This window comes from Neorhizobium sp. R1-B (assembly GCF_004368875.1).
In the GTDB taxonomy this organism is placed as follows: Bacteria; Pseudomonadota; Alphaproteobacteria; order Rhizobiales; family Rhizobiaceae; genus Neorhizobium; species Neorhizobium huautlense.
The window spans coordinates 203,107-213,461 of the sequence record NZ_SOEM01000007.1; the positions used below are offsets into that span (position 1 = coordinate 203,107).

Genomic DNA, 10,355 nt, shown 5'->3' on the forward strand with positions numbered 1-10,355 from the left:
CGTTAGAAATACCAGTGGGAACCAAAAGCGCCAACCATCGACCGATCGACTATGGACCTCGCCACTGCCCTTCATATTTAAGAATGAATGCAACCATCTAGAACGCTATCCCGGTTGAAGGCATTCTTGGTGTTCTGGTGCATGCTTTGGCAATGGAGGATCGCCGATGCGCTGCTTTACGGTATTGGGACCATCGCAGACGGGCAAATCCACGCTCGTCGCCAAACTCGCCTCACTGGAAGGCTCCCCCCGAAAGTACAGCTCTCCTTACCATCTAAGCCTGGCAGAATTTGAATTCATCAACGAACCATGGTGCGCGATCGATACGCCCGGTGCCAACGAGGCGCTCGCGATTGCGCAGGATTCACTGCTGGCAAGTGACGCCTGCATTCTTTGCGTTTCGCCCTCCCCCGACGATGCTGTACTGGCCGCACCTTATCTGCGCGCCATCGAGGCTTCGGCCACGCCTTGTATCCTCTTCGTCAACCGAATGGACGAACCCCGCGGGCGGCTGCGTGACGTGATTGCGGCGCTCCAGGCTTATTCGAACCATCCGCTCGTTCTACGGCAAGTGCCTATACGCGAAGGTGAGAAGGTCATCGGCAGCTGCGACCTGATCTCGGAACGGGCCTGGCGCTATCGCGAGGGCCAACCGTCCTCGCTGGTCGAGCTGCCGCAAAACATCCTCGAGCGGGAACACGAAGCGCGGGCCGAGATGCTGGAACAGTTTTCGGAATTCGACGATTGGTTGCTCGAAGAATTGGTCGAGGATCGCGAGCCTGCCAGCGATACCCTGTTCAGCATCGCTTCCCGTATCCTGAAGGAAAACCGGGTGATCCCGGTCATGTTCGGTGCAGCCTCTCATACGAACGGCGTCATGCGATTGATGAAGGCGCTGCGGCACGAAGCACCCCAGGTCGCCGCCCTTCAGGCTCGGCTTGCCGCGGCAGCGGGACTGGAGAATGAAAGACTCTCTGCCGTTAGCTTTCATGCATTTCATAGAGCCAATGTCGGGAAGACTATTGTCGTCCGGTCGATGATCGACGGTCTGAAGCAGGGCTCGCCGTTAAACGGCGCCGGTCTGGGACCCATCCAGGAAAACGGCAACGGCAAGGTGGCCGGCGCCGCCAGCAAGGCAGGCTCCATCTTCGCGGCAGTCAAATCCGACCATATTCCCATTCCGGCGCTGCTGACTTCCGGACAAGCCGCTGTCCCGCCCAATTGGGCGACGCCACCCACGCCGATGCTGGAGCGTATCCTGGTTCCCGTCAACGAGCGCGATGAAACAAAGCTTTCGGCAACGTTGGCGAAACTTGCCGAGACGGATCGCGGGCTCAAGGTCATGCAGGAAGAGGGTACCGGCGCAATGCTGGTCTGCGTGCAAGGGCCGGTGCATCTGCGCGAGCTACGCAACACTCTCTCGGAGGTGTTTCGCGTGGAAGTGACCGACGAGGTTCCGAACCCGATTTACCGCGAGACCATATCCAAGCCTTCGACCGTGCACTATCGCCACCGCAAGCAGACCGGCGGAGCCGGTCAGTTCGCCGATGTCCATCTGGACGTAAAGCCGAACGAACGGGGCGGTGGTTTCACCTTCGCCGAAACCGTCAAAGGCGGCACGGTACCGCGAAACTATATACCGGCGGTGGAGATGGGTGCGCGCGAGGCGATGGAGAAGGGACCTTTAGGCTTTCAGGTCATAGACGTCGGCGTGACCTTGACCGACGGACAGTATCACTCCGTGGACAGTTCCGACTTCGCATTCCGGGCGGCCGCAAAAATGGGCACACGCCAGGCCCTGTCCCAGGCGTCGGCTGTGCTGATGCAGCCGGTTTCACGGGTCGAGATCCACATCCCTTCGATCTTTTCGGGAGGCATAGTAACCCTCGTGTCGTCCCTGAAAGGACAGGTCCTGGGTTTCGATCGCGACGAAAATGCCAAAGGCTGGGACATTTTCAGGGCTCTTGTGCCCGGCGGGGCGCTGGAAGAGCTGACACGGTCGCTGCGGTCGGCCACCCAGGGTATTGGCTACTATTCCAAGACCTTCGATCATTTCGAGGAACTTTATGGGAAGGAGGCGGATGCCATCATCAACGCTCACGGCTCCGGCGGGCATTGAGGACGGCTCTGGCGTTCGGCCCTTCAGCCCTCGGATCGCGAATGTCGGTGCTGCTGCATATTTCATCCCATGCCGAATGCTCCCTTGGTTCTCGGCGATGGCGCAGCCTCGCCCCTCATGATAGGGGAGCCGTCACAAACAGGGCTTTGATCGATGTTACCTTGGATTCAGCTGGATCGCGCAGAGATACCGGGCAATGGCGGCGAACTGCGGCTCAAGCAGCGTGGCCAGGAATTCTCGATCATGCTGGGCTCCAACGAGTTGATGAACAGCCGGCTGAGCGGATCCGAAGAAGCGCTCGCTACTCTGGCCCATCAGAAAATCGCAGGCCGCCCACGTCCGGCCATCCTCATTGGTGGACTCGGCATGGGTTTCACCTTGCGGGCCGCGTTGTCGGTATTGCCTCCCGACGCCTCCGTGACTGTTGCCGAACTTGTGCCTGCGGTCATCGGCTGGGCACGTGGACCGATGGCCGGCGTTTTCCACGGCTGTCTCGACGATCCGCGCACGCTTATCCATCAGGGGGACGTGGGCGACGTCATTCGCGGCGCGCAGGGCAGGTTCGACGCCATCCTCCTGGATGTCGACAATGGTCCCGATGGCTTGACCCGGGCATCGAACGACCGCCTCTATGACGCTTACGGCCTGCGGGCGGCACGCGACGCTTTGCGGCCAGGCGGTGTTCTGGCGGTATGGTCATCCGGGCCGGACGAGGGCTTTACCCGACGCCTGAAACAGAGCGGCTTTTCGACCGAGGTCGTCAATATCCGTGCCAATGGCAAACGCGGCGGCGCCCGGCATGTCATCTGGATCGCGGCCACCGATCCCGCAAAACCCGGAGCTCGACGGGATCACTGATCTGAAGCAGGCGTCAGGCGAAAGTCTCTTCCACCAGCGCATGGACGCGCCGAAACGCTGCTCTGGCACCTTCAGCCGCGTCAGCCTCATCGGCCTCGGAGAGGGTGAGGCCGTTAAAAGCGGCGACAAAGGTTCGCCAGTGCAGGCCGCGTCCGTCGGGATGGCCGGCGAGATGGCGCGCACCGAATTTTTCCGACAGGTCGAGCTTTTCGGCTTCCTTCAGAAGGAACGCGGCTCCGAGGTTCGAACCTTCCGCCACATAGAGCCAGCCAAGCGCCGCCGGTACGCCGAGCGGTCCGGTCCGAGGGGTCAGAATCGGCGGGGCGCTGCCGGCGAGATCGGTTATGTCCCGCCGCAGGGCATCGAGCCGGCAACGGCTGGCGAGATCGGGCAGCAACGAGCCAAGCTCGGGAGAGTGATAAAGCGGCGATACATCCGCATGAAAGCAATGCTGTACCTCCAGAAACAATCCGTAGCGCTCGCGGCTGGCGAACGGCTCCGCCGCCATGATGCGCTGGTCGAGCCCATGATGGGCGGCATCGGTGAGCGCCTTGAGGCGCTGGATGCGTGTCTGCTGTTCAGTCGACGTCTGAATGTTCATGAGCAGACCCTATCGGCGTTTTCGAAGATGCCGTCAAACCGTTCCTCGAGGCCTCAGGCGGAAACCGCAGGAACTTCGAACACCTCGCCCGGCCGGAGAGGCCGGAAACGGTCGCGGGAAATGCGTTGCGCATCAAGCGCGGCGTAAAGCGCGGCGACCGGCTCCTCTATGCCCTCATTGGTGAGCTGGAACGTGCCCCAATGATGGCCGGCTACCGAGGCTGCACCACAAAAAAGCATGCCCTCCACCGCCTCTTCCGGATTTTGGTGCTGCGCTTTCATGAACCAGCGCGGCTCGTAGGCCCCGAAAGGCAGGTTGGCCAGTCGGAATCCGCCATGTTTTTCCTTGGCGGCCCGATAATTGATGCCCTGGTGAAAGCCGGTGTCGCCGATGTGATAAATCTTGCCTGCCGGCGTTTCGATCACGAAGGCGGCCCAGAGTGCCATTCGCCGATCTCCCATGCCTCGCGCCGACCAGTGATGACAGGGCTCGCAGTGGAATGTGACGTCAGGCGTGATGTTTTCACGCCCATCCCAATCCATGACAGTGATCGTCGCATCCGGCACATGCGACCGGATGATCGCATCATTGCCGAGCGGGGTGATGAACTGCGGCTTGTCGCGTCCCTGCAGCACCCAAAGCGTTTCCAGGTCCAGATGGTCGTAATGATTATGCGTGACGAGCACCACATCGATCGGCGGCAGGTCGCCGATGCGGATGCCGGGCGGATTGACCCGCTTCGGGCCGGCAAAGGAGACGGGGCTGGCGCGATCACTCCAGACGGGATCGGTCAGGATGTTCAGCCCGGCGACCTGGATGAGCAGCGACGCATGGCCGACCATGGTGACCACCAGCCTTTCGCCCGATATCCTCGTTTCCGGCATGGCTTGCGGAAGCGGGCTTGCAAACGCAGCCGGCCAATCGACCCTGCCGCCACCGAGCTGCCAGCGAAGGAGATTGAGCAATCCTTCGGGGTCCTCCCCGTTCGGATTGAAGAAATGCGTTCCGTCAAAATGATCGGAGATCGGGCCTGAGTAATACTTGTTCGCAGCCATGGCTCCCCTTGCCGCAAAGCCGCCCGCAAGCGCTGCGATCGCTCCGATACCGGACCATTTGAGAAATTTTCGACGGTTCATGCCAAAGCTATAGGATTGGCAATGGCCGGCTTCAAGCGACGAGTAACGGGTCGCGGAAATGTTACAGCGCCTGTGTAGCTTGACTTTCGCCGCCTTTTCCTGTTTAAGCCGGCGATCTGCTGACAAGTCGAGAACTTGGAGCCGCCGACCGGGGCCGATTTTACCGAGCCCGGAGGTCAACATCCGACAGCGCGTTGCGCCCTCGGGTGCTTTTTGGCTTTGCGCCTCCTGTGGCGCCTTGTTTTTGTCGCGGAGAAACCCGACGTTTCGGGCACTCCCGAAACGTGGAAAAGGAAGAAACGATGTTCGAAAGCCTCCAGGACCGTCTTGGCTCCATCTTGAGTGGACTGACTGGCCGTGGCGCATTGAGCGAAGCGGACGTCTCCGCCGCCTTGCGCGAGGTTCGGCGTGCGCTTCTCGAAGCGGACGTGGCGCTGGAAGTCGTCCGCTCCTTTACCGACAAGGTGCGGGAAAAGGCCGTCGGCGCCGAAGTTCTGAAATCGATCAAGCCCGGTCAGATGGTCGTCAAGATCGTCCATGACGAGCTTGTTGAAATGCTCGGTTCGGAAGGTGTGGGCATTGACCTGCATGCGGTAGCTCCCGTCGTCATCATGATGGTCGGCCTCCAAGGCTCGGGCAAGACCACCACGACCGGCAAGATCGCCAAGCGGCTGACCGATCGAGAAAAGAAGAAAGTGCTGATGGCGTCGCTCGACACGCGCCGCCCGGCAGCCCAGGAACAGCTTCGTCAGCTCGGTACGCAGACGGGCGTCGACACGCTGCCGATCATTGCCGGCCAGTCGCCGACCGATATTGCAGCACGCGCCGTGCAGGCAGCCAAACTCGGCGGTCATGACGTCGTCATCCTCGACACCGCCGGCCGCACCCATATCGATGAGCCGCTGATGCAGGAGATGGCGGAGATTAAGCGGAAGTCCAATCCGCACGAGATCCTGCTCGTCGCCGATAGCCTCACCGGTCAGGACGCCGTCAATCTCGCCCGCAATTTCGACGAACGCGTCGGCATCACAGGCCTCGTTCTGACCCGCATGGACGGCGACGGCCGCGGTGGTGCGGCGCTTTCGATGCGTGCCGTGACCGGCAAGCCGATCAAGCTCATCGGTACCGGCGAAAAGATGACGGAGATGGAAGAATTCCATCCTCGCCGCATCGCCGACCGCATCCTCGGCATGGGCGACATCGTCTCGCTGGTCGAAAAGGCTGCGGAAAATATCGACGCCGAAAAGGCGCGCGCCATGGCCGAGAAGATGGCCAAGGGCAAGTTCGACCTGAATGACCTCGCCGACCAGCTTCGCCAGATGAAATCGCTCGGCGGCATGGGCGGCATCATGGGCATGATGCCGGGCATGGCCGGCATGAAGGACAAGCTCGCCGCGTCGGGCATGAACGACAAGATGTTCGATCGCCAGATCGCCATCATACAGTCGATGACCAAGGCCGAGCGCGCCAACCCTGATATGCTGAAGCACAGCCGCAAGAAGCGTATCGCAGCCGGCTCCGGCACGGACGCTGCCGAAATCAACAAGCTTCTGAAGATGCACCGCCAGATGGCCGACATGATGAAAATGATGGGCGGCAAGGGCAAGGGCGGCATGATGAAGCAGATGATGGGCGGCCTTGCCTCCAAGATGGGGCTTGGCGGCGGAATGGGTGGAATGGGCGGCATGCCCGATCTGTCCAAGCTCGATCCGAAGCAACTTGAAGCACTGCAGAAGCAGGCGCAGGCCGCAGGTATCAAGCCCGGCTCGATGCCGGGTCTTCCAGGCGGCGGAATGGGCGGATTGCCCGGCCTCGGCGGCGGTTTTCCGGGTCTTCCCGGCTTGCCGAAAAAGAAGTGACAGGGAGGAAGTTCGTGGTTGATCCCGACGTCAAAGCCAGGCTTTCGAGCTACCGCCAGTCGATCGACAACATCGACGCGGCGCTGGTGCACATGCTGGCGGAGCGTTTCCGCTGCACCAAGGAAGTGGGCCTTCTGAAGGCCCAATACGATCTGCCGCCGGCTGACCCGGCGCGCGAGGAATTTCAGATCGAACGCCTCCGCCGGCTGGCGAAGGAAGCCCATCTGGACCCGGATTTCGCCGAGAAGTTCCTGAACTTCGTCATCAAGGAAGTCATCCGGCATCATGAAGCCATCGCCGCCGAACATGGCGGCACCAAACAATCCGCCTGACACCGGCGGACAACGGAAAGACTAAGGAGTAAGAAAATGTCCCTGAAGATTCGTCTCGCCCGCGGCGGCTCCAAGAAGCGCCCGTACTACCACATCGTCGTTGCTGATGCTCGCTCGCCCCGCGATGGCCGTTTCCTCGAAAAGCTCGGCGCATGGAACCCGATGCTCGCCAAGGACGACGCAAAGCGCGTCGAACTGAACGCCGAGCGCATCCAGGAATGGATCGCAAAGGGCGCACAGCCGACCGACCGCGTCCTGCGCTTCCTCGCCGAAGCCGGCATTGCAAAGCGCGACACCCGCAGCAATCCGGAAAAGGCAAAGCCTGGCAAGAAGGCCCAGGAACGCGCCGCCGAGCGTGCCCAAAAGGCCGCCGACGCAGCCGCTGCTTCTGCCGAAGCATAAGCTTTTCCGGGCCATTTTTTCGTGAAAAGGGCAGCGCGGCAACGCGCTGCCCTTTTGCTGTTTGCTTTTGGCCTCCCAGAGATTAAATGAAACGCAAATGGAACCGGAACGACCCGCATGACCAAGCTCGAAAACCCCGTTCTGATGGCGACGATAGGCGCTGCCCAAGGTCTGAGGGGAGAGGTCCGCGTGCGCTCCTACACGGCCGATCCGACAGCGCTGGGAGATTATGGCAAGCTGCATAGCGCCGACGGCCGGGCCTTCGAGATTCTCGAGGTCCGCGAAGCCAAGAACGTCGTAATCGTGCGGTTTCGCGGCGTCAACGACCGTAGCTCCGCGGAAAGCCTGAACGGCCTCGAACTCTTTATCGAGCGCGACAATCTGCCGGACGAGGAACTGGAGGAAGACGAGTTCTACTATGCCGATCTCGAAGGCCTCGAAGCGGTCGACCAGCACGGCAAGAGCTATGGTACGGTGAGCGGCGTATACGACTTCGGCGCTGGCGATCTCCTGGAGCTGAAAGGGCCCGGCCTCCGCCCGGCCCTGATCCCGTTCTCCGAAGCCGCGGTGCTGGAGATCGATCTTGAAAGCGGCAAGATCCTTATCGACCCGGAGGCGGCGGGCCTCATCGAGAACCCCGACGAAGGCTCAGCGCCTGGGCTTCCCCGCAAGGGCAAGAAATGAGCTTTCGCGCGACGGTCCTGACGCTCTACCCGGAAATGTTTCCCGGACATCTCGGCTTTTCGCTCGCGGGAAAGGCCATGGAGCGCAGCCAGTGGTCGATTGAAACCGTCCAGATCCGGGATTTTGCGGAGGATCGGCACCGGACGGTGGACGACACCCCGGCCGGGGGAGGTGCGGGCATGGTCCTGAAACCGGACATTCTCGCCAAAGCGATCGACCATGTTTCGGGAGGCGACAACCGCCCTCGCCTGCTGATGAGCCCGCGCGGAAAACCGCTGACACAGCAAAGAGTTCGAGAACTCGCTTCCGGAGATGGCGTGGTGATCGTCTGCGGCCGGTTCGAAGGCGTCGACCAGCGGGTGATCGATGCGCGCAATCTCGAAGAGGTTTCGATCGGCGACTATATTCTTTCCGGCGGAGAACCCGCGGCGCTGACGCTGCTCGATGCGGTGATCCGTATGCTTCCCGGCGTCATGGGAAATGCGCTTTCCGGCACCCATGAGAGTTTCGAGGACGGGCTGCTGGAGCATCCGCAATATACGCGGCCGCAGGTCTTCGAAGGACGCGAGATCCCCTCGGTGCTGACCTCCGGAAACCACGCCGCGATCGAGAAATGGCGGCTGGAGGAAGCGCGGAAGCTGACCGCCGAACGCCGCCCCGATCTCCTTTCCGATCAGCCGGTCGCGAAATAATAGACCGTCAGCCCGACCCCGACGGCTACCACGCACCAGCGCAAGACGGCTTGCGAGATACGCCGCGCCATCCAGACCCCGGCGTAACCGCCAAGTGCGCCGGCAGGAATCATCACCAGTGCTTCCGGCCACGCGATGACCCCGCCGCCGACGAAGACCACGATGGCGACGGCGGCGATCAATACCGCCAGCATATTCTTCAGCGCGTTGAGATGATGATAGCTGCCGCCGGTCGTGATGCCGAGCACAGCCAGCATCATGATGCCCATGCCGGCGCCGAAGAAACCGCCATAGATCGACGTCAGGAACTGACCGATGATGCAGGCCGGCGAGTTGGCCGACCGTTCCGCCGATGCCTTCGGCTTCAGCCACGGACCGGCGGCAAAGACGGCCGTCGCGGCCGCGAGCAGCCAGGGCACAATCTCACGGAAAGATGGATTATCGAGCGACAGGAGCAGGAAGGAGCCGGCGAATGCGCCGACGACGGATATGATGGCGAGTATTAGGGCGCTACGCCAGCGGTGAGATATCTCGTCCCAATAGGCGATGGTCGAGGTAATATAGCCCGGGAATTGAACGATCGAGGAGGTCGCATTGGCGGAAATCGGCGGCACCCCGGCAAGCGTCATGGCCCCGAAGGTCAAGAACGTACCGCCGCCGGCGATCGCATTCACCGCGCCTGACAGAAAACCCGCCGCAGCGAGCAATATGATCATTGTGATTGTCATTGATGTTTCCTCATCCCGTAGCCCCACATAACGGCAGAGGTGCCGGGCGGCAAGCAGGCGGCATTTCCGTCACAAAATCGCAATCAACGGGATGACAAACGGGACTCTTTCGTGTATTGGCGCAGCCGGAAATGGGAAAACTCCCGTCGACCAGCAACAAAGAATGGCGAACCCGCTCTGCCTAATAGCAAATTCCGAGGCGTGACCAAGGAATATTCATCGAGCGCTCTGGCTGTTTCAGAAGAACCAAAGGTTTGAGACGATGAACATCATTCAGCAGCTCGAGGCCGAACAGGCCGCCAAGATTGCAGCCAAGCGTACGCTTCCAGAATTTTCTCCGGGCGACACGGTCCGCGTCAACGTTCGCGTGACGGAAGGCAACCGTACCCGCGTACAGGCCTATGAAGGCGTTTGCATCGCCCGTTCCGGTGGCGGTCTGAACGAAAGCTTCACGGTCCGCAAGATCTCCTACGGCGAAGGCGTCGAGCGTGTGTTCCCGGTTTACTCCCCGATGGTCGAGAGCGTCGAAGTCGTTCGTCGCGGTAAGGTCCGTCGTGCGAAGCTCTACTACCTCCGCGACCGCCGCGGCAAGTCGGCTCGTATCGTCGAGAACACCGGCACCCGCGCCCGCAAGCTGAACGAAGCCGAGCGTCAGGCAGTCGCCGACGAGAAGGCACGTATCGAAGCCGAAAAGGTTGCAGCAGCCCAGGCTCTTGCCGCCGAAAAGGCGGCAGCGGATGCCGCCGAAGCAAAGGCAGCTGCAGAAGCCGCCGAAGCCGCAAAGGCTGCCGAAGCTTCGGCAGAATAAGCTTTCTGCTCGTTGATTTCGAAAAGGCGGCCTCCGGGCCGCCTTATACATTGAGAGGCCGGAGCGTCTGTTATGATGCTCCGGCCTCGTTTGTCATTGGGGTGATCGCAACACCGCAATGGCTGAGGGCAAAGCG

11 protein-coding genes are annotated in these 10,355 nt (G+C 61.2%); 8 read left to right on the plus strand and 3 right to left on the minus strand.

Annotation, left to right across the window (positions count from 1 at the left end; all coding sequences use genetic code 11):
• Positions 1–166 precede the first annotated feature (166 nt).
• Both EDE05_RS12995 and EDE05_RS13000 read left to right on the plus strand, forming a co-directional pair.
• A complete protein-coding gene (locus tag EDE05_RS12995; protein WP_132410753.1) occupies positions 167–2,119 on the plus strand; it encodes an elongation factor G in 1,953 nt (650 codons plus the stop codon).
• A gap of 153 nt (positions 2,120–2,272) precedes the next feature.
• On the plus strand, positions 2,273–2,977 hold the full coding sequence (locus tag EDE05_RS13000) for a hypothetical protein (RefSeq protein ID WP_132410751.1): 705 nt from the start codon (positions 2,273–2,275) through the stop codon (positions 2,975–2,977).
• A 13-nt stretch (positions 2,978–2,990) separates the two neighbouring features.
• Here EDE05_RS13000 and EDE05_RS13005 read toward each other — a convergent pair whose 3' ends face one another.
• Complete coding sequence (locus EDE05_RS13005) at positions 2,991–3,578, minus strand: biliverdin-producing heme oxygenase (RefSeq protein WP_132410749.1); 588 nt, start codon at positions 3,576–3,578, stop codon at positions 2,991–2,993.
• A gap of 53 nt (positions 3,579–3,631) precedes the next feature.
• The gene (locus EDE05_RS13010; protein WP_132410747.1) at positions 3,632–4,714 is read right to left on the minus strand and encodes an MBL fold metallo-hydrolase; all 1,083 of its coding nucleotides are present in this window, start codon (positions 4,712–4,714) and stop codon (positions 3,632–3,634) included.
• Positions 4,715–5,016: 302 nt separating this feature from the next.
• Here EDE05_RS13010 and ffh point away from each other — a divergent pair, with 302 nt between their 5' ends.
• The 5 genes from ffh (at position 5,017) to trmD (ending at position 8,683) form a co-directional block, all read left to right on the plus strand.
• The gene (ffh, locus tag EDE05_RS13015) at positions 5,017–6,573 is read left to right on the plus strand and encodes a signal recognition particle protein (protein ID WP_132410745.1); all 1,557 of its coding nucleotides are present in this window, start codon (positions 5,017–5,019) and stop codon (positions 6,571–6,573) included.
• A gap of 14 nt (positions 6,574–6,587) precedes the next feature.
• Positions 6,588–6,905, plus strand: a complete 318-nt coding sequence (locus EDE05_RS13020; protein WP_132410743.1) for a chorismate mutase — start codon at positions 6,588–6,590, stop codon at positions 6,903–6,905.
• 36 nt (positions 6,906–6,941) lie between these two features.
• Complete coding sequence (rpsP, locus tag EDE05_RS13025; protein ID WP_112803462.1) at positions 6,942–7,307, plus strand: 30S ribosomal protein S16; 366 nt, start codon at positions 6,942–6,944, stop codon at positions 7,305–7,307.
• A 117-nt stretch (positions 7,308–7,424) separates the two neighbouring features.
• Complete coding sequence (gene rimM / locus EDE05_RS13030; protein WP_132410741.1) at positions 7,425–7,991, plus strand: ribosome maturation factor RimM; 567 nt, start codon at positions 7,425–7,427, stop codon at positions 7,989–7,991.
• On the plus strand, positions 7,988–8,683 hold the full coding sequence (gene trmD / locus EDE05_RS13035) for a tRNA (guanosine(37)-N1)-methyltransferase TrmD (RefSeq protein WP_132410739.1): 696 nt from the start codon (positions 7,988–7,990) through the stop codon (positions 8,681–8,683). The genes rimM and trmD overlap by 4 nt, the downstream gene beginning before the upstream one ends.
• On the opposite strand, the gene EDE05_RS13040 is transcribed toward trmD, so the two are convergent.
• Positions 8,665–9,411 carry a sulfite exporter TauE/SafE family protein gene (locus EDE05_RS13040; protein WP_105374466.1) on the minus strand — a complete coding sequence of 249 codons (747 nt, stop codon included), beginning with the start codon at positions 9,409–9,411 and terminating at the stop codon, positions 8,665–8,667. The genes trmD and EDE05_RS13040 overlap by 19 nt on opposite strands.
• Positions 9,412–9,673: 262 nt before the next feature.
• Here EDE05_RS13040 and rplS point away from each other — a divergent pair, with 262 nt between their 5' ends.
• Complete coding sequence (gene rplS / locus EDE05_RS13045; RefSeq protein WP_105374467.1) at positions 9,674–10,219, plus strand: 50S ribosomal protein L19; 546 nt, start codon at positions 9,674–9,676, stop codon at positions 10,217–10,219.
• Positions 10,220–10,355: the final 136 nt, after the last annotated feature.

Coding starts and splice junctions, on each gene's coding strand:
- trmD (WP_132410739.1), top strand. CDS start 7,988: ATGAGCTTTCGCGCGACGGTCCTGACGCTCTACCCGGAAATGTTTCCC.
- EDE05_RS12995 (WP_132410753.1), top strand. CDS start 167: ATGCGCTGCTTTACGGTATTGGGACCATCGCAGACGGGCAAATCCACG.
- EDE05_RS13040 (WP_105374466.1), bottom strand. CDS start 9,411: ATGACAATCACAATGATCATATTGCTCGCTGCGGCGGGTTTTCTGTCA.
- EDE05_RS13000 (WP_132410751.1), top strand. CDS start 2,273: ATGTTACCTTGGATTCAGCTGGATCGCGCAGAGATACCGGGCAATGGC.
- rpsP (WP_112803462.1), top strand. CDS start 6,942: ATGTCCCTGAAGATTCGTCTCGCCCGCGGCGGCTCCAAGAAGCGCCCG.
- EDE05_RS13005 (WP_132410749.1), bottom strand. CDS start 3,578: ATGAACATTCAGACGTCGACTGAACAGCAGACACGCATCCAGCGCCTC.
- rplS (WP_105374467.1), top strand. CDS start 9,674: ATGAACATCATTCAGCAGCTCGAGGCCGAACAGGCCGCCAAGATTGCA.
- rimM (WP_132410741.1), top strand. CDS start 7,425: ATGACCAAGCTCGAAAACCCCGTTCTGATGGCGACGATAGGCGCTGCC.
- EDE05_RS13010 (WP_132410747.1), bottom strand. CDS start 4,714: ATGAACCGTCGAAAATTTCTCAAATGGTCCGGTATCGGAGCGATCGCA.
- ffh (WP_132410745.1), top strand. CDS start 5,017: ATGTTCGAAAGCCTCCAGGACCGTCTTGGCTCCATCTTGAGTGGACTG.